The sequence below is a fragment of the Nocardia sp. N2S4-5 genome (assembly GCF_044628355.1).
GTDB classification, from domain to species: Bacteria; Actinomycetota; Actinomycetes; order Mycobacteriales; family Mycobacteriaceae; genus Nocardia; species Nocardia wallacei_B.
The window spans coordinates 3,337,157-3,354,994 of sequence record NZ_JBIUPM010000001.1 but is presented as its reverse complement, the minus strand read 5'-3'; the positions used below and the strand labels follow the sequence as shown (position 1 = coordinate 3,354,994).

Below are 17,838 nucleotides of genomic sequence, written 5' to 3'. Positions count from 1 at the left end.
CGGAAACAATGAAGCCCGGCACCTTACGGTGCCGGGCTGAAACGCGTTACGAGCCGGGGGCTGTGCGAGTGGCCGTAACGCCAGCGTCGTCAGACGACGCTGCGGGTGCGAGTGCGCGCGTTGCGACGCTTCAGCGCCCGACGCTCGTCTTCGCTCATACCGCCCCATACACCGGCATCCTGCCCGGACTTCAGGGCCCAGGACAGGCATTCGGCGGTCACGGGGCAGCGGGCGCAGACCAGCTTGGCATCGGCAATCTGCGCGAGTGCGGGACCACTGTTACCGACCGGGAAGAACAGCTCGGGGTCCTCATCGCGACAGATGGCCTTGTGGCGCCAGTCCATTCTCTCTGCTCCTTTGCTGGGCGCACCAGGGCGCCTCGGGTTTGTGGTCCGTTCACTTGTGCGACTCGAATGTTTCCGCACGGTTGCTTGTGAATGCTTTCACGAACACCGTAGATGTCAATAGCTTTGTGGTGCACCGTGGGGAAGCTCACGCTGTAAGACCCCTACATCGGGGGCCTGCCGAGTCCTTTGTACTCGCTCGAACCGGTTTCCGCAGCACAACTGCGATGTTTTCTCAGTTGTGTCGGCCCGTTCCGGGCCGTGGCGCGATCACCTCGAGCACCTCGGGAACCGAGGTGAAATCCACCACGTTGCGGCGGCCGATGAAGTCGCCATCGATTTGCAGGCCGATCGGCTCGTCGGCCGAGACGCGTACCGACGGAACGTCGTCGTCGCGAAACAAATTGCGAGACTTGGGATTTCCGTCGGTGGCCAACAGTTGCCGGGCGACCCACAGTGTGGGCAGTACCCGCATGGTCTGCATGGCAAACACCCCGAGACCGGTTTCGAATCGAGTTTCGGGGTTCGTGACCACCGGAGTGGCGTCGAGATAGGTCCACGGACTGGTGTTGGTCACAAATGCGTAATGCACGTCCGTGACCGGTTCGTGATGGGGAATCCGCAGGGTGACCGAGGGCTCCTTGCGCTTGGCCCGGAAGAACTGCCGGATGGTGGTGCGCAGGTAACGGGCCGGTGTCGCGGCGTGGCCGTCGGCGCGGCTGTTGTCGATGGCCTCGCACACGTCGGCGTCCAATCCGACGCCCGCGGAGAAGGTGAACCAGCGGTCGTCGGCGATGGCGAGCCCGATGCGACGGTCCTTTTCGACCGACAGCAGATCGATGAGCTGATTGGTGGCGGCCACCGGATCCGGTTTGATGCCCAGCGAGCGGGCGAACACATTGGCCGAGCCGCCCGGAATGACGCCGAGCCGCGGAATCCACGCCTGCCCGTCGTCGACCTGCGGTAGCGGGAGGAAGCCGTTGATGGTCTCGTTGACCGTGCCGTCCCCGCCGTGCACCACGATCAGATCCATCTCGTTGGTGGCCGCCCACTGCGCCAGTTCGGCGGCGTGCCCGCGGTGCTGGGTGTGGGCGACGATCAGCTGGGTCCGGCTCTCCAGCGCGTGGGCGAGCAGATCGCGGGTGGCCGGTGTGGTCGAGGTGGCATTCGGATTCACGATCAGCAGCGTCCGCACGCATGCAGCCTACTGAGACGGGGGCCGCGACACCGCGACGGGGACAAGAGAATCGACGGCTCTAGGCTGGCGGGGTGGCGAAGCGGAACGCGGACGAAGGCACGGCGGGCGAGAGCGCGGCACCGGAGCGGGCGCCCGCCACGGTGCGCGTGGCCGGCGGGCTGGCGGCGCTGGAGGGCGGCATCGGGGTGATCGTGGCGATCGTGCTGGTGGTGCGCGGTATCACGGGCATCGATCAGAGCTTGACCAGCGCGTACGGCACGGCCGCCTGGTTCGTGATCCTCGGTGGCGCGGTGCTGGCGGCCGGTATCGGGCTGCTGCGCGGGCGGCGCTGGGGGCGGGCCATCGCGGTGATCGCGCAGATTCTGCTGCTGCCGGTGTCGTGGTACATGATCGGCGGGCAGCCGCAGTTCGGGATCCCGCTGGGCCTGGTGGCGCTGGTGGCGCTGGGCCTGCTGTTCTCGCCGCCGTCGACGAGTTGGGCGGCGCAGGTCTACGACATCGCCGACGAGGACTGAACCGGCACGGTCAGCGCGGCGGCCGCCACATCGGCCACACCGGCGGGCCGCCGGCGGTCACGTCGAGTTCGCCGGTGACCTCGAATCCGTAGCGCTCGTAGTACGGGATGTTCTCGCGCTTGCTGGATTCCAGATAGGCGGGCGCGCCGGTGCTGTCGCAGTGCCCCACCCGCGGTTCGAGCAGGGCATGTGCCACGCCGCGCCCGCGCACCCGCGGCAGCGTGCCCACGAAGGCGAGATACCAGTGCGGCTCGCGCGGGTGCTCGGCCTGCATGCGCTGGGCGAGTTGCCCGGCCGCGAGCAGCCGGGTCCGGAACGCCCGCGCCAGGCCCGGCAGCGTGCGCAGTTCGGTCAGGGTCGACGGGCGCCGGTCGCCGGGCGGCGCCCACACGGCCGCCCCGACCATGCTGCCCGTGTCGTCGAATGCCACATCCACGCCGCCGAGGTCGATGAATTGGTGCCGGACCAGCGCGGCGAACATGTGGGCGGCCCGCCGGGCCCGCACGCGGTCGTCGCGGATGAGCCAGCCGATGATCGGGTCGTCGTCGAACGCCGCGCCGAGCACCTGCGCCAGCGCCCGCACATCCGACAACCCCGCCGACCGGACCGTGATATCCATCGCACCACGATACGGCTCGTGCACTCAGGACTCGGCGAGCCGGGTGAGCGCCGCACCGGCGAGGCGGTAACCGATCCAGTCGTTCTGTGGTTCGGCGCCGAGCGAGTTGTAGAACTCGATGGACGGGGTGTTCCAGTCCAGCACCGACCAGGCCACGCGGTGGTAGCCCCGCGCGACCGCCACCCGGGCCAGCTCGGTGAGCAGCGCCTTGCCCAGGCCCAGGCCGCGGGCCTCCGGCTTGACGTAGAGGTCCTCCAGGTAGATGCCGTGCGTGCCGGTCCACGTCGAGTAGTTCAGGAACCAGAGCGCGCAGCCGAGCACCTCGCCGCCCGAATCCCGCTGTGCCACATGGGCGAACAGCGCCGGGTTCGGGCCGAACAACGCAGCGTGCAGTTGTTCGGCGGTGAGCCGGCACTCGTGCCGGGCCTTCTCGTACTCGGCAAGGTCGTAGACCAGCCCGACGAGGGCCGGCACGTCGGCGGGCGTGGCGCGGCGGATCATCGGGCGTCGCCGTCGAGCGTGGGGACCAGGTTGTGGGCCAGTACGCTGCGGGCCTTGTGGTCGTGGCCCAGCACCGTGACCCCGGCGGTCGACATGAAGAAGCGGCGACCCTCGCGGACGTCGAATCCGGCCCACCGGGCGATCAGGGCGCGGGAAAAATGGCCGTGGCCCACCAGGACCACGTCGCGCTCGCGCAGCGCCGGTTCCACCGAGGCCAGCACGCGATCGGCGCGGGCCTGCACCTCGGCACTCGATTCGCCGCCGGGCACCTCGCCGGTGAAGATGGTCCAGCCCGGGGCGGTCTGCTGGATCTCCGGCGTGGTGATGCCCTCGTAGTCGCCGTAATCCCACTCGACCAGGTCGTCGTCGACCCGGGCGGCGAGTCCGGCCAATTCGGCGGTGTGGACCGCCCGCCGCTTCGGGCTGGTCAGCGCGAGCGGGTCGTGCAGGTCCAGGGTGCCCAGCAGCCGCGCGGCCGCGCGGGCCTGCTCCTCGCCGAGCGGCGTCAGCGGCACATCGGTACGCCCCGTGTGCTTACGTGCCCGCGACCATTCGGTCTCGCCGTGGCGCAGGAGTACCAGCCGGAAATCGGTGTCGCCCATGCCGTCGATCATGCCGGATCCGGTGCCGCGCCCGGGCAGCCGCTCGCCTCACTCGCGGTGGTCTCGCGGAAAGGACGTCAGCCCAGCGCGTACAGGTCGCCGCCGCGGCGTTCCAGCACGGTATTGCCGATCACCGCGAGGGAGATCGGCTCGCCGTGGTACTCGGCGCGCGAGACCGGAATGCGGGTGGTCTGCGCGCCGGTCGCGGGGTCGACGACGGCCAGGCCGTCGGCGACCGGCATGAGCAGTTGCCCGGCCAGCAGCGCCGGGGTACCGAGGGCGTCGGAGGCCGTCCAGACCGGGTCGAAGGTGGTGGTGTTCAGCGCGATCACGCTGTTGCCGGTGAAGACCAGGAAGGCCGAGCCGACGCGAGTGGTCATGATGTCGTCGGTCAACGGAGCGGTAAGCCGATGTACGGCAACGCTATTGGCGTTCTGGTCGTAGATCGCGAATTGTGGTGCCTCGGTGTCGGTTCCGGGCAGATACAGCGCGATTCGGTTGTCGGACACCGCGATTACCCGGGCCTTGTCCGACACCGCGCCGGGCTCGGTGAGTACGTGCGAGCCGTACTCCTCGGGCACGCTGTTGTCCTTGGGCGCGGGGTTGAGCACGGTCAGGCGGTCGGCGGTTTCGCCGGGACAGCGTTCGAGCACGGCGAGCCGGGTGGTGCTGGACGCGCCCGACAGCAGCGCGCAGTCCTTGCGCGGCTGGGTGCGGACGTTCACCGGCGCGTCCACGTAGCCGTACTCCAGCGTGCGGACCAGGTCCGAACGCCACATCTCGAGCCGGTCGGGACCCAGCGCCAGCGTGTAGGTGCCGTCCACCGACAGCTTCACCCGATCGTCCATATAGCTGCTGCGGGCCGTGCGCCGCGCTCCCGTGTCGGCGGCGAGCAGCGTGGTCTGGCTGCATCCGCGCTGGTCCCGATAGGTGGCGACGACGGTCCCGAACTGGCTCTCCACCCCGCACAGCGGAATATCGCGCTGGTACTTCCAGAGTTGTTCCCCGGTGCGCGGATCGCGGCCGGTGACCGTGCCGCCGGAGCCGGTGATGGCGACGCCGCCGGACGCGAGCGCCCGGGTGGTCGCCTCGTCGGGCTGATGCCACAGTTCGCGCAGTTGCTGCGGCAGGGCGGTGGCCGTGACTGGCGCCGTTGCCGCCTGCGCGGCGGGCTCGGACACGGTGCGGCGCGCGTCGCTGTACACCCAGACGAGCGCGATCGCGATCACCACGACGACGGCGATCGCGACGGCGGCTTGGATATCGGCGCGCGTCCGCCGCTCGGGTGCGAGCACGTCAGCGAGGGTAACCGATCGGCCGGGCGGACCGTGGCGTGGCTAGGCCGAGGTGCGTACGTCGGTGTCGCTGTGCGACTCCGACGCCGTGCCGTTGTGGCCCTCTTCGGCCGCACCGTTGTGCGATTCGCCCCCGGCGGGCTTACGCCGCCGCCGACGACGGCGTGCGGGCTTGTCGCCGGTGTCGGCGTCGTCGTCACTCTCGGCGCTCTCGCCGGTCGTCGTCGTGTCGGCCTCCGCGCCCTCGCCGCTCCCGGCGGGCTTACGACGGCGGCGGCGACGGCGTGCGGGCTTATCGCCCTCGTCCGACTCCGAATCACCCTGCGGTGCGGTCGATTCCGTGGCCGCGGCGGTGACTTCGGCGGTGTCCTCGGCGCTTTCGCCCTCGACACGGTCGATCGGCCGGCCGCGCACGGTCCGCTTGCGGTTGCGCTTGCGCGGCGCGCGCTGCTCGCGCTCGACCACCACGGCGTCCTCGTCACGAGCGGGCTTGCGCCGCAGCGTGCCGGTCACGTTCTCGGGAATGCCGAGTTCCTCGAACAGATGCGGCGACCGCGAATATGTCTCGACCGGTTCGGGGATACCGAGATCCAGCGCGGAGTTGATCGAGGCCCAGCGGTTCAGCTCGTCCCAGTCGACCAGGGTGACGGCGACGCCCGTGCGGCCCGCGCGGCCGGTGCGGCCGATGCGGTGCACGTAGGTCTTCTCGTCCTCCGGGCACTGGTAGTTGACCACGTGGGTGACGTCGTCGATGTCGATGCCGCGCGCGGCGACGTCCGTGGCGACCAGGACGTCGATCTTGCCCTTGCGGAATTTGTCGAGCGCCTTCTCGCGCGCGATCTGGCCCAGGTCGCCGTGCACGGCGCCGACGGCGAACCCGCGATCGGCGAGGTCGTCGGCGACCTTCTGCGCGGTGCGCTTGGTGCGGGTGAAAACCATGGTGGCGCCGCGGGTCTCGGCCTGCAGGATCCGCGCCACCACCTCGCTCTTGTCCAGCGCGTGCGCCCGGTAGACGAACTGCGCGGTGCGTTCGTGCACCGCCGAGTCGTGCGGCTCCTCGGCGCGGATGTGGGTCGGCTTGTGCAGGAAGGTGCGGGCCAGCGTGATGATCGGGCCCGGCATGGTCGCCGAGAACAGCATCGTCTGCCGCTGTTCGGGGACCATGGTCAGGATGCGCTCGATATCGGGTAGGAAGCCCAGGTCGAGCATCTCGTCGGCCTCGTCGAGCACCAGCACCCCGATCTTGCCCAGGATCAGATGCTGCTGCTCGGCCAGGTCCAGCAGGCGGCCGGGCGTGCCGACGACCACGTCGACACCCGAGCGCAGCGCCGCGATCTGGGACTCGTAGGGGCGACCGCCGTAGATGGAGGCCACCCGCAGCGGACCCTGGTGATTGGTCAGGTATTTGCTCGCGTTCTCCAGATCCGAGGTCACCTGCACGCACAGTTCGCGCGTCGGGACGATGATCAGGGCTCGCGGCGTACCGTCCAGCGCGGTCGTGCCGGAATCGGCGGTGGAAATTCGGTGCAGCAGCGGAACGCCGAATCCGAAGGTCTTACCCATGCCGGTGCGTGCCTGGCCGATGAGGTCCTCGCCGGCCAGTGCCAGCGGCAGGGTGAGCTCCTGGATGGCGAAAGTACGTTCGATTCCGAGCTCGGCGAGTGCGCGGACGATTTCCGGCCGCACTCCCAATTCGGCGAACGCGGGGGCGGTGTGAGTGGGGTCGAGTTCGGCCGTCAGCAGCGTCTCCGCCAGCCCCGGCTCCTGTTCGACAGTGATCTTGCTCAGGTTCGTGCCTTTCCTCGTGTCAATCGCGTCTCGCGCGCACGAGGCGTGGGGCGGACCCTTGCGGTCCGCGACGACCACCTGTCCGGCGTTTCCCACCCGGCCGCTCCGGGACACCGAATCGGCATCGACCTGGCGGCGCAATGGTGGTGCGGAACTGGTGCGCGCACAATTTTCCTGGGCAACGAATTTCCGTTGCCCACGTAGATTGTAGCGTGATACTTTCCTTAACTCGATTTCCGGCTCCGGTTCAGCTCCGGAGGTATTTCCCGGATACTTCGCCGTACCCGCGCGAGCCTGCGCGTCGTCCGCTGCGGCACAGCACAATTCACGCGGCGCGGGGAAATTGCCCGGGCGCGTCGCACCGTTCCGGCGGTGGCCGATCCCACATATGTGTGACGCGGTGTCACGGGATAGGTTGGTGCGGTGAGTCTGGCAGACACCGTGACCGTCGCCGCCCGCAACGCCTGGGCACTGACCTTCGGCGACGGCATCGAGCAACCCACGCCCACCCCCGCCACGGTGCTGTGGGACGAACCGCACCGGCGGCTGCTGAGGTTCGAGCGATCCGCCCCCGGCGCGTCCGCCGACGATGCCGCGGTACTGCTGGTCCCGCCGCTGGCCGCCCCGGCCGTGTGCTTCGATCTGCGCCCCGATCAGAGCCTGGCGCGGTTCCTGCTCGACGCGGGCCGCCACCCCTACGTCGTCGACTACGGCGAGATCACCTTCGCCGACCGGCGGCTCGGTTTCGAGGACTGGATCGACGACATCCTGCCCACCGCGATCGGCCGGGTCTCCGCCGATCGCGACGGCGCCCCCGTGGACCTGGTCGGCTGGTCGCTCGGCGGCGTGCTCGCGCTGCTGACCGCCGCGGCCGATGCCGCGCTGCCGATCCGCTCGATCACCGCGATCGGCTCGCCGCTGGACTACGACAAGGTCACCGGCGTGCCGCAGGTGCGGGCGCTGGCCCGGTTCACCCGCGGCCTGGCCACCTCCAACCTGATCCGGGCGGCGGGCGGGGTGCCCGCGTCGCTGACCCGGCTCGCCTACCGGGCGACCTCGTGGGAGCGGGAACTGCGGCGGCCGCTGTTCATCGCCGCCAATCTCACGGACCGCGCCACGCTGGGCCGGATGGAGACCATCGACCGGTTCCAGGCGCAGATGCCCGGCTACCCGGGACGGTTGTACAACCAGCTGTGGAGCCGATTCATCCTGGCCAACGACATCGGCAGGGGCGTGGTGCGGCTCAACGACGCGCGGATCGCGCTCGCCGACGTCACCGCGCCGGTGCTGCTGGTAGGCGGCCCCGACGACGTGATCACCCCGGCCGCGGCCGTCGAGCACGGCGTCACCACCCTCACCGGGGCCGACGTGCGCTACGAGACCGCGCCCGGCAGTCACCTCGGCATTCTCGCCGGACCGGGCGCGCGCGACACCACCTGGACCTACCTCGAGAAGTTTCTGCGAGATCGGGCGTGACCGGTCACGCCGCCGCCGCGACCCCTACTAGGCTGGAGCGCATGGGAGTAAACCCGTCTGCCGCGCTGGGTGTTTCGACCGGATCCGGCGCCCGCATCCCCGCCGACCATCCCGGCGTCCTCGACCTGTTCGCGGTGCTCGCCTACGGCGAGATCTCGGCGTTCTACCGGCTGGCCGAGGAGGCGAAGCTGTCGCCGTCGCTGCGCGGCCGGGTGGCCGTGGCGAAGATGGCGGCCGCGGAGATGTCCCACTTCGACACCCTGGAGGGCGCGCTCGCCGAGCGCGGGGTGGACGTCTTCGACGCGATGGCGCCGTACGTGCGCGCGCTGGACGCCTACCACGACTCGACCGACCCCTCGACGTGGCTCGAGTCGATGGTGAAGTTCTACGTCGGCGACGGCATCGCCGCCGACTTCTACACGGTCCTCGCCGACTCGCTCGCGCCCGAGGTGGCCGGCGTCGTGCACGACGTGCTCGCCGAGACCAGCCACTCCGAATTCGTCGTCGACGAGGTGCGCCGCGCGGTCACCGAGAGCCGCTCCGAGCGCGACCGGCTCACCCTGTGGGGCCGCCGGCTGCTCGGCGAGGCGATCACGCAGGCCCAGTTCGTGATGGCCCAGCGCGACGAGCTGACCGAACTGGTTCTCATCGCCACCGGCGACCTGAACGGCATCGCCGCGCTGTTCGACCGGATGCAGACCAGGCATGCCGAGCGCATGCGCGTACTGGGCCTGGCCTAGCCGCCCCGACGTCGGCGTCGTTCGCTGACAGCGTTAACTTCGCCCATCCGCCCTGCACTAGCCTGAGCAGGACAGCATCAGGACTCTAGGAGGTTGACCGTGGAGGTCAAGATCGGTATTTCGGACAGCCCGCGCGAGCTCGTGATCACCAGCTCGCAGACCCCGGAAGAGGTCGAGGCGCTGGTGTCCGGTGCGCTGGACGGCAAGGGCGGCGTGCTGGCGCTGACCGACGAGAAGGGCCGCAAATACCTGATCCAGGCCGCCAAGGTCGCTTACGTGGAGATCGGCACGTCGACCAGCGGCCGCGTGGGTTTCGCTGCGGTGTAGGGGTTTTCGACAGCGAAACGCGGCGAGGCGGGTAATCCGCTTCGCCGCGTTGTCGTTTCGTCCGGGTTCGGGGAGCCGCGCTCAGTGGTGCAGCGGCACCCGCGACAGGCCACCCCAGCAGAGGGCGACGGTGGTGTCCACGGCCTCCTCCTTCGGGATGGGTCGGTCGGCCTCGAGCCAGTAGCGGGCGGTGATCTGGCTCGCGCCCACCAGACCGACCGCGAGGATCCGAGCCCGGTAGGGGTCCAGTCCGGAATCGTGGGCGACCAGGTCGAAGACCGCGTCGACGCACGCCTCGGTGGCCTGCTCCACCCGGCGCTGCACCTGCGGTTCGCTGGTCAGGTCGGATTCGAAGACCAGCCGGAAACCCTGGGTCTCGTGATCGACGAAATCGAAGTACGCCTGCACCGCGGCCCGCACGCGCTGGCGGTTGTCGGTGGTCGAGCGCAGCGCCTGGCGCACACTGGACACCAACGCGTCGATGTAGTTCTGCAGGACCGCCAGATATAGCTCGAGTTTGCTTGAGAAGTGCTGGTACAGCACGGGTTTGGATACTCCGGCGCACTGCGAGATCTCGTCCATGCCCGAGGCGTGGTATCCGCGTAGCACGAAGACCTCACTGGCCGCGGCAAGCAGTTGGGCACGGCGCGCATCGCGGGGCAGGCGGGTTCCGCGCTTGCTCGGCATGGCCTCGGACGACAGTCGAGACGACGTCATCCGGTCCACGAGGTCTGTCATTTCGGCTCTCCCAATCGATTCCCGGCGAAAAATGTATGTGCACGGGTATCCCACGAACGATACCCGTACCTGGCTCACCTCGCTGATGCTCGGTGCACCATACGCGAAGGGCGCCCCCTCGATGGGCGCTTCGTACACGGCGCCCCCCGGCACCTATTGGCAACCTGCCAGTAACTGGTGGTCTAGAGCAATCTCGCACAGCCGTGAGAAATATCGCAACCCCGGACGGCCGAAAGTCGGTTGGTCCGTGCGGTCGCGGCGGTTGTGAGACTCTGATGCGGTGACCGACGAACGGGGCAGATCGACCGGTGGGCGGGATCCGAGCCGCCTCGTGTCCGCCCCCGCCGCGCGTAACGGCGGGCGCCCCGTCGGCCGCGGGACCGAGCCGCAAGCCGGCGCCTACGACCCGCTCGGCCTCTACACCAGCACCGACGGCTCCCATGGCAACGGCGGCGGTCAACTCCCGGACCGCTTTTCGCCCGGCGACGATCGGTCCGGGCAGCCGCTGCGAGCCATCTGGAATCCGTCCGTCGAGGGCCTGCGCGACCGTCGCGGCACGGGGAAACGCAGTGCGATCCGCCGGTTCGTCTCCACGTACGGCTGGCGGGCCTACGCGCTTCCGGTGCTGGTCGTGATCACCGTGCTGGTGCTCGTGGATGCGGTCAAGGGGGCTGGAGATCCGGCGGGTGCCGGCGTCCCGGGTCTGGGACGGCTGAGCCAGCACAGCGAGAAGGCCGGGATCATCGGCGCACCGCCCCGCGGCGACGGCAAGTTCTCGACCGAACTGGCCTCCGGCGCGCTGCCCGACGGCGGTTCCTTCGCCGAGACCGGCACGGGCGGCTGGCATCTGGTGCGCGGGGCCTCGGCTCAGGTCGGGGCGGCCCAGGGGCATCTGTTCAGCTACACCGTCGAGATCGAGGACGGGGTGGACACCGCCGCGCTGGGCGGCGACGAGGCGGTCGCCAAGATGGTCGAGGCGACGCTGGCCAATCCCAAGAGCTGGACCCACGATCCCAAGTTCGGCTTCCGCCGCGTCGACACCGGCAACCCCGACTTCCGGATCTCGCTCACCTCCCGCCAGACCACCAAGACCATGTGCGGGTTCGAGATTCCCATCGACTCCTCGTGCTACAACGCCGATGTCGGCCGGGTGGTGCTGTCGGAGGTGCGCTGGGTGCGCGGGGCGCCGGCCTTCGAGGGCGACATCGGCTCGTACCGGCAATACCAGATCAATCACGAGGTCGGGCACGCCATCGGCTATCACGAACATCAGCCGTGCGAGACCGACGGCGGGCTGGCGCCGGTGATGATGCAGCAGACCTTCGGCACCCGCAACAACGACATCGCCGCGCTCGATCCGCAGGGCGTGGTGCCGATGGACGGCAAGAAATGCCGGTTCAACCCCTGGCCCTACCCGCGCGGCTGAGGACACGGCCGGTACGGCACGATGGACGGGGAAGAACGGTCCGATTCGCGGTGTTGCACGGGTGTAATCGGCGAATTCGATTCGAGGAGTCCAGGACGTGTCATCACCACAATCCCTGCCGCCATTGGTCGAGCCGGCGGCGGAGCTGACCAAGGATGAGGTCGCCCGCTACAGCCGTCACCTGATTATTCCGGATCTGGGCGTGGATGGTCAGAAACGACTGAAGAATGCCAAGGTGCTCGTGATCGGCGCGGGCGGCCTGGGTTCGCCCGCGCTGCTGTATCTGGCCGCGGCCGGGGTGGGCACCCTGGGCATCGTGGAGTTCGACGAGGTGGACGCGTCGAATCTGCAACGGCAGATCATTCACGGCGAATCCGATATCGGCCGCAGCAAGGCCGACAGCGCGCGGGATTCGATTCTGGAGATCAATTCGGGAATCGACGTGCGGCTGCACAAGATTCGGCTCGAGCCGGAGAACGCGGTCGAGTTGTTCGCCGAATACGACCTGATCGTCGACGGCACCGACAACTTCGCCACGCGCTACCTGGTCAACGACGCCGCGGTGCTGGCGGGCAAGCCGTACGTGTGGGGTTCGATCTACCGCTTCGAGGGCCAGGTGTCGGTGTTCTGGGAGGACGCCCCCGACGGTCGCGGCATCAACTACCGCGATCTGTACCCGGAGGCCCCGCCGCCGGGCATGGTGCCCTCCTGCGCCGAGGGCGGCGTGCTGGGCGTGCTGTGCGCGTCGATCGGCTCGATCATGGTGACCGAGGCGATCAAGCTGATCACCGGGATCGGCGAGACGCTGCTGGGCCGCCTGATGGTCTACGACGCACTGGACATGAACTACCGCACGATCAAGCTGCGCCGCGACCCGGAGCGGCAGCCCATCACCGAGCTGATCGACTACGACGCCTTCTGCGGCGTGGTGTCCGAGGAGGGTCAGGCCGCCGCGGCCGGGTCCACCGTCACCGCGCGGGAGCTGAAGGACATGCTCGACGCGGGCAAGGACGTCGCGATCGTGGACGTCCGCGAGCCGGTGGAGTGGGACATCGTGCGCATCGACGGCGCGACGCTGATTCCCAAGGACCGCATCCTGTCCGGCGAGGCGCTGGCCGAGCTGCCACAGAACCGCCCGATCGTGCTGCACTGCAAGACGGGCATCCGCTCGGCGGAGGCGCTGGCGGCGCTGAAGAACGCCGGCTTCTCCGACGCGGTGCACCTGCAGGGCGGAATCATCGCCTGGGCCAACCAGATCGATCCCTCGCTCCCCGTCTACTGACCCGCCCCGCGCGTTTCCCGCGTCTGAGAACCGGCCGGTACGAAAGGTCGTTATCGCGTATATTTGCCCTGCGTACCAACGGAATTCGGATGTGGACGGCAACTCGCCGGTGCGGCCGAGCGGTAACCGGGCAATTGCGCAGGACCTGTCACGACGTCCCGCGGCGCGGGCCCGTGCGGTCTGACACGCGAAGAGGCGGGTTGGCAACGCGGAGAGGCGGGTTAGCTCGTGCTGATCGCTACCTCGGCGCGGCTTCCTGGGTGGACAACGGTCCGGGAGTACGGTACGGCCGTGACTTCTGTGGAACCTCCCGAGCATGTTCGGGCCACGTTCGGTCTTCGCGAGGTGACGCCGGTCGCGCTCGGCGACTGGGACGGCGGATGGCGCTGCGGCGACGTGGTGCTGTCCCCGGTGGCGGATCATGCCCGGGCCGCCTGGTCGGCCAAGGTCCGCGAGACGCTGCAGGTCGACGGCCTGCGGGTGGCCCGGCCGGTGCGCGGCACCGACGGGCGCTACGTCGTGGCGGGCTGGCGCGCGGACACGTTCCTGGAAGGCACGCCCGAGCCGCGGCACGACGAGGTGGTGTCGGTGTCGCTGCGGCTGCACCAGGCCACGGTCAAGCTGGAGCGGCCGCGGTTCCTGATCCAGCAGCCGATCGCGCCGTGGGTGGACGTCGACGTGTTCGTCGCCGCCGACCGCGCCGCGTGGGAACCGGTCCCGCTCCGCAGCCTGAAGGTGGGCGGCATGCTGCCGTCCACCTCACCCGACGGGCGGCGGAGCCTGGAGTTGCTCACCCAGCTGGCCACGCTGCGCAAACCCGTGCAGACCCCGGCCCAGCTGGTGCACGGCGACCTGTTCGGGACCGTGCTGTTCGCGGGGACGTTCACTCCCGGCCTCACCGATCTGACCCCCTACTGGCGACCCGCGCCGTGGGCGGCGGGGGTGATCGTGGTCGACGCGCTGTCCTGGGGCGGCGCCGACGACGGGCTGCTGCACCGCTGGTCGGATCTACCGGAGTGGCCGCAAATGGTGTTGCGGGCGGTCATGTTCCGGCTCGCGGTCCATGCGCTGCATCCGCGTTCCACCCCGGAAGCCTTCCCCGGACTAGCTCGCACGGCCGACATGACGCGCATGCTGCTCTGAGCGGAAACCTTTGGCGCACAGCGCTGTAAAAGCTCGAGGGGCCAGACAAGCGGGCGGGCACGGACGCCGACGGCAGGGGGGACGACGGCGACCGTGCCCTGGGGATCCGGCTTGGTCAGGGCCGGATCAGTCGGTGGCACAAAGCGATACCCGCTTACTTGATCATCTGTCCTGGTCCGCGAAGTGTTACACCCGCGCGTAGGCCAATGACGGCGCCCGGCGCACCGCGAACGACGACCGCAGATAGCACCACCAGGTCAGCCCGGCCATCGCGAGGAAGGCCACCGCGTAGGCCGAGAAGGCCGGCGACATGCTGCCGAAGTGGTTGTTGGACAGGCGCAGTGCCTGCTGCAGCAGCCAGCCGCCGGAGGCGCCCACCGCGCCGATCACGCCGATCGCGGCGCCGGCCTGGCGCTTCGCCGAGATCAACGCCGACGCGGTGTCCTCGCCCGCCTCGCTGGCGCGCCGCTTGGATTCGGCGATGAAGATCGACGGGATCATGCGGTAGGTGGAACCGTTGCCGACCCCGCTGAGCACGAACAGCAGCAGGAACGAGATCAGGTACAGCGGAAAGCTTTTCGCCGACAGCGCGGCCATGATCAACACCGTCGACACCGCCATTCCGGCGAACACGTACAGCGTGATCCGGCCACCGGTCAGCCTGTCGGAGATCCAGCCGCCGAAGGGCCGGCTCATCGACCCGACCAGCGCCCCGAGGAAGGCCAGGTTGCCGATCGTGCTCATCCAGCCGATCTTGGCCAGATCGGGGAAATTGGCCTTGAGCAGCGTCGGGAACGCGAAGGAGAAGCCGATGAACGAGCCGAAGGTGCCGATGTAGAGCACCGCCATCACCCAGGTGTGCGGGTTGGTCAGGGCCAGGCGGTACGAGCGGCCGTCGGCCTTGGCCCCGGTGATGGAGTCCATGTAGCGCAGCGCCCCGGCCATCGCGATCAGGATGAACGGGATCCACATCAGGGTGGCGAGGGTGATGCCGAAGCGGTAGCCGCCCGCGTCCTTGGCCATCAGGTGGGTGCCGAGGGTGATGATCAGGGGCACGAACAGCTGGGTCTGCGCGACGCCGAGATTGCCGCCGGCGGCGTTGATGCCCAGGGCCGCGCCCTTCTTGCCCTCCGGGAAGAAGAAGTTGATATTGGCCATCGACGAGGAGAAGTTGCCGCCGCCGACACCGGCGAGCGCGGCCAGCAGCATGAACACCCAGAACGGCGTGTCCGGCTGGTTGACGAACCACGCCAGCCCCAGCGTCGGCAGCAGCAGCATTCCGGCGCTGAACACGGTGAACGCGCGGCCGCCGAAGCGCGGGATGGCGAAGGTGTAGGGAATCCGCAGCGCGGCGCCGACCAGCGTGGGGGTGGAGGTCAGCAGGAGCGAATTGCCCACCGCGACCGGATCGCCCTTGCCGAGCCCGGCCAGGAAGTCGAAGCCCGCCGGACCCATCGCGGTGACCACGCTGGCCCACAGCACCCAGACGCTGAAGCCGAGGTTCTCGGCGAAGACCGAGAAGAGCAGGTTCTTGCGCGCGGTCCGCTTTCCGCCGCTCTCCCAAAAGCTTTCGTTGTCCGGTTCCCAATGTTCCAGCCAGCGCCCGCGGGTCTGGTGCTGGAAGGTGGCTGGGTCCGGACCGGTACGTACCGCGGCGTCGGTGGTGGTCATCGGCGCTTCCTCTCACGAAGGGGTGACCGCCCTCATCGCGGGAGTTCCGGCGGTGAATCCGGATCCCCCGGCGGTCGCGTCCACCGTACGAATGTGGCGTTACGCACACGTCGCGTGAGATGACGGGCTCGGCAAATCGCGCTCACCCGCCGACTTGCCCCGCGGTGACGACTCGTTTACTTGTCCGGGAACTCGGCGATGAGGGAGCCGAGGAAGCAGTTGGCCGCCCGCGCCGCGCGCTCGGGATCGCCGTCGATCACGGCGTGCACCAGATCGGCGTGCTCGGTGTGGAAGGAGTCGCCGGATTTGGCTGTGCGACTGCGGATTCCGTCCTCGATCACCGGCAGCAGGGAATCGTAGAACTCGAGATACACCGCGTTGTGGCTGGCCACCACGATGGCCCGGTGCAGTTCCACGTCGGCCTCGACGGCGGCGGGGTTGTGCTCGTCCCAGGCCTGCCGGCGTTCTTCCAGCAACCGCAGCAGAGTGGCGATGTCGGTGTCGTCGCGGCGCTGCGCCGCCAGCCGGGCGGCCTGGGTGTCGAGGGCCTGGCGCAGCTCCAGGATGTCGCGCTCGACCGCGTCGGCGAAGTACTTGGCAAGGGCGCCACCGAGATCGGAGGTGGCGATCACGTAGGTGCCGGACCCCTGGCGGCGTTCGAGCATGCCGGCGTGCACGAGGGCCTGTACGGCCTCACGAACGGTGTTGCGTCCGGTGCCGGTGAGTTCGGTCAGCTCCGGTTCGGTGGGAATGCGGGAGCCGACGGACCAACGGCCGGAACGGATTTCGGCACGCAGCTGCTCGGTGACCTGAGCGATGAGGCTGGTGCGACGGACGGGCTGCACGCTCCATAGAGTACCCCTGCTCACATTCTTTGCGTCCGATCATCCAATCATCCTATGATTTTTACGTGACGGTAACCGTTGAGCACACCACCACCGAGGTCCGCCGCCGCTCGCTGATCGAGGGGCGGCTGCTGGTGCTCGCCGCGATCCTCATGTCGGCGTTCACGCTGCGCCTCGCGGTCACCGCCTTCACTCCGCTGGCCGAGCGCATCGGCGGGGACATCGGCTACTCGACCGCCGTCGTCGGCGTGTTCGGGATGATCCCCACCGCCATGTTCGCCTTCGCCGGCGTGCTGACGCCGATCTTCGTGCGGCGGCTCGGCCTCGAGCGCACCGCGCTCGTGGCGATGCTGATGGCGGGTGTCGGCCAGCTCGCCCGCGCGATGGTGCCCGACACCTGGGAGCTGCTGGCGCTCTCGGCGCTGGCGCTGGCCGGCATGGGCATCGGCAACGTGGTGATTCCGCCGTTGGTCAAGCGGTACTTCGCCGACCATCTCGCGGTGCTCAGTTCGCTGTACATCACCATGGTGCAGCTGGGCACGGTGATGCCGGCGCTGATCGCGGTGCCGGTGGCCGACGCCGCGGGCTGGCGGGTGTCGCTGGGGCTGTGGTCGCTGCTGGGATTCGCGGCCGCGCTGCCGTGGCTCGGGGTGCTGCGCGGGCGCCGCGGGCACGATCAGGCCGACCGGACGGCGCTGCCGACCGGGACGCAACCCGCCGGCGGCAAGGTGTGGCGCTCGCCGGTGGCGTGGGGGATGGCCGGGATGTTCGGTATGACCTCGCTGAGCACCTACGCCATGTTCACCTGGCTGCCCAAGATCTTCTCCGACGCCGGGGCGTCCGCGGCGTTCGGCGGCACCATGGTCGGCGTCTTCTCGATGATCGGTCTGGTCGCCGCGCTCACCGCGCCGAGCGTGACCGCGCGGGTGCGCAATCCGTTCCCGATCGTGATCGGTTGTGCCATCTGCTTTTTCGTGGCGTTCGGCGGACTGCTGACGGCGCCGATGGCGGCGCCTTGGCTGTGGGTGGTGCTGCTGGGGCTGGGGCCGAGCACCTTCCCGATGGCGCTGACCCTGATCAATCTGCGCACCCGCACCCAGGCCGGTTCGGCCGCGCTGTCCGGGTTCACCCAGGGCGTCGGCTACACGGTCGCCTGCGTGGGTCCGCTGCTGTTCGGCGTGCTGCACGATCTGACCGGTGGCTGGGGCGCCCCGTTCGCTCTGCTCGCGGTGGCGGTGCTGGTGTTGCTCACGGGGGCGTGGCAGGCGTGCAAGCCGCGGATGCTGGAAGACACCTGGTGACGAATTCACCGTAGGACTTGCCGACCG

Annotated in this window: 18 protein-coding genes; 8 read left to right on the top strand and 10 right to left on the bottom strand. The window is 69.2% G+C overall.

The window, feature by feature from the left end; all coding sequences use genetic code 11:
* Window positions 1–89 precede the first annotated feature (89 nt).
* Together ACFMRZ_RS15245 and ACFMRZ_RS15240 are read right to left on the bottom strand one after the other, a co-directional pair.
* Complete coding sequence (locus ACFMRZ_RS15245) at window positions 90–344, bottom strand: WhiB family transcriptional regulator (protein ID WP_062507827.1); 255 nt, start codon at window positions 342–344, stop codon at window positions 90–92.
* Window positions 345–579: 235 nt separating this feature from the next.
* Window positions 580–1,539, bottom strand: a complete 960-nt coding sequence (locus tag ACFMRZ_RS15240) for a diacylglycerol kinase family protein (RefSeq protein ID WP_280369189.1) — start codon at window positions 1,537–1,539, stop codon at window positions 580–582.
* Window positions 1,540–1,613: 74 nt separating this feature from the next.
* On the opposite strand from ACFMRZ_RS15240, the gene ACFMRZ_RS15235 reads away from it, so the two are divergent.
* A complete protein-coding gene (locus tag ACFMRZ_RS15235; RefSeq protein WP_280271119.1) occupies window positions 1,614–2,057 on the top strand; it encodes a hypothetical protein in 444 nt (147 codons plus the stop codon).
* A 10-nt stretch (window positions 2,058–2,067) separates the two neighbouring features.
* On the opposite strand, the gene ACFMRZ_RS15230 is transcribed toward ACFMRZ_RS15235, so the two are convergent.
* The 5 genes from ACFMRZ_RS15230 to ACFMRZ_RS15210 form a co-directional block, all read right to left on the bottom strand.
* Window positions 2,068–2,676: a GNAT family N-acetyltransferase gene (locus ACFMRZ_RS15230; protein WP_400179675.1), complete on the bottom strand. Its 609-nt coding sequence runs from the start codon at window positions 2,674–2,676 to the stop codon at window positions 2,068–2,070.
* Between the two features lie 24 nt (window positions 2,677–2,700).
* A complete protein-coding gene (locus tag ACFMRZ_RS15225) occupies window positions 2,701–3,177 on the bottom strand; it encodes a GNAT family N-acetyltransferase (protein ID WP_280369193.1) in 477 nt (158 codons plus the stop codon).
* Window positions 3,174–3,779 (bottom strand): acid phosphatase, encoded by a 606-nt coding sequence (locus ACFMRZ_RS15220; RefSeq protein ID WP_400179674.1) that lies wholly within the window; start codon window positions 3,777–3,779, stop codon window positions 3,174–3,176. The genes ACFMRZ_RS15225 and ACFMRZ_RS15220 overlap by 4 nt, the downstream gene beginning before the upstream one ends.
* Before the next feature lie 77 nt (window positions 3,780–3,856).
* Window positions 3,857–5,074, bottom strand: a complete 1,218-nt coding sequence (locus ACFMRZ_RS15215; protein WP_400179673.1) for a hypothetical protein — start codon at window positions 5,072–5,074, stop codon at window positions 3,857–3,859.
* Window positions 5,075–5,116: 42 nt separating this feature from the next.
* Window positions 5,117–6,886 carry a DEAD/DEAH box helicase gene (locus tag ACFMRZ_RS15210; protein WP_400182863.1) on the bottom strand — a complete coding sequence of 590 codons (1,770 nt, stop codon included), beginning with the start codon at window positions 6,884–6,886 and terminating at the stop codon, window positions 5,117–5,119.
* Between the two features lie 399 nt (window positions 6,887–7,285).
* Here ACFMRZ_RS15210 and ACFMRZ_RS15205 point away from each other — a divergent pair, with 399 nt between their 5' ends.
* The 3 genes from ACFMRZ_RS15205 to ACFMRZ_RS15195 all read left to right on the top strand — a co-directional run bounded on the left by ACFMRZ_RS15205 (window position 7,286) and on the right by ACFMRZ_RS15195 (window position 9,405).
* Window positions 7,286–8,338, top strand: a complete 1,053-nt coding sequence (locus tag ACFMRZ_RS15205) for an alpha/beta fold hydrolase (protein ID WP_400179672.1) — start codon at window positions 7,286–7,288, stop codon at window positions 8,336–8,338.
* Between the two features lie 41 nt (window positions 8,339–8,379).
* The gene (locus tag ACFMRZ_RS15200) at window positions 8,380–9,078 is read left to right on the top strand and encodes a ferritin-like fold-containing protein (protein ID WP_280369296.1); all 699 of its coding nucleotides are present in this window, start codon (window positions 8,380–8,382) and stop codon (window positions 9,076–9,078) included.
* A 99-nt stretch (window positions 9,079–9,177) separates the two neighbouring features.
* Window positions 9,178–9,405: a DUF3107 domain-containing protein gene (locus ACFMRZ_RS15195; protein ID WP_187687132.1), complete on the top strand. Its 228-nt coding sequence runs from the start codon at window positions 9,178–9,180 to the stop codon at window positions 9,403–9,405.
* An 81-nt stretch (window positions 9,406–9,486) separates the two neighbouring features.
* Here the strand turns inward: ACFMRZ_RS15195 and ACFMRZ_RS15190 are convergent, their stop codons facing one another.
* The gene (locus ACFMRZ_RS15190; protein WP_280271112.1) at window positions 9,487–10,143 is read right to left on the bottom strand and encodes a TetR/AcrR family transcriptional regulator; all 657 of its coding nucleotides are present in this window, start codon (window positions 10,141–10,143) and stop codon (window positions 9,487–9,489) included.
* A gap of 280 nt (window positions 10,144–10,423) precedes the next feature.
* Here ACFMRZ_RS15190 and ACFMRZ_RS15185 point away from each other — a divergent pair, with 280 nt between their 5' ends.
* The 3 genes from ACFMRZ_RS15185 (at window position 10,424) to ACFMRZ_RS15175 (ending at window position 13,994) form a co-directional block, all read left to right on the top strand.
* On the top strand, window positions 10,424–11,569 hold the full coding sequence (locus tag ACFMRZ_RS15185) for a DUF3152 domain-containing protein (protein ID WP_400179671.1): 1,146 nt from the start codon (window positions 10,424–10,426) through the stop codon (window positions 11,567–11,569).
* A gap of 97 nt (window positions 11,570–11,666) precedes the next feature.
* Window positions 11,667–12,851: an adenylyltransferase/sulfurtransferase MoeZ gene (gene moeZ / locus ACFMRZ_RS15180; RefSeq protein ID WP_280271111.1), complete on the top strand. Its 1,185-nt coding sequence runs from the start codon at window positions 11,667–11,669 to the stop codon at window positions 12,849–12,851.
* A 291-nt stretch (window positions 12,852–13,142) separates the two neighbouring features.
* Window positions 13,143–13,994: a TIGR02569 family protein gene (locus ACFMRZ_RS15175; protein WP_400179670.1), complete on the top strand. Its 852-nt coding sequence runs from the start codon at window positions 13,143–13,145 to the stop codon at window positions 13,992–13,994.
* 186 nt (window positions 13,995–14,180) lie between these two features.
* On the opposite strand, the gene ACFMRZ_RS15170 is transcribed toward ACFMRZ_RS15175, so the two are convergent.
* The gene (locus tag ACFMRZ_RS15170) at window positions 14,181–15,665 is read right to left on the bottom strand and encodes an MFS transporter (RefSeq protein ID WP_400179669.1); all 1,485 of its coding nucleotides are present in this window, start codon (window positions 15,663–15,665) and stop codon (window positions 14,181–14,183) included.
* Between the two features lie 176 nt (window positions 15,666–15,841).
* The gene (locus ACFMRZ_RS15165) at window positions 15,842–16,510 is read right to left on the bottom strand and encodes a FadR/GntR family transcriptional regulator (RefSeq protein WP_280271108.1); all 669 of its coding nucleotides are present in this window, start codon (window positions 16,508–16,510) and stop codon (window positions 15,842–15,844) included.
* 65 nt (window positions 16,511–16,575) lie between these two features.
* Between ACFMRZ_RS15165 and ACFMRZ_RS15160 the strand changes: the two genes are divergently transcribed.
* Complete coding sequence (locus ACFMRZ_RS15160; RefSeq protein ID WP_400179668.1) at window positions 16,576–17,811, top strand: CynX/NimT family MFS transporter; 1,236 nt, start codon at window positions 16,576–16,578, stop codon at window positions 17,809–17,811.
* Window positions 17,812–17,838: the final 27 nt, after the last annotated feature.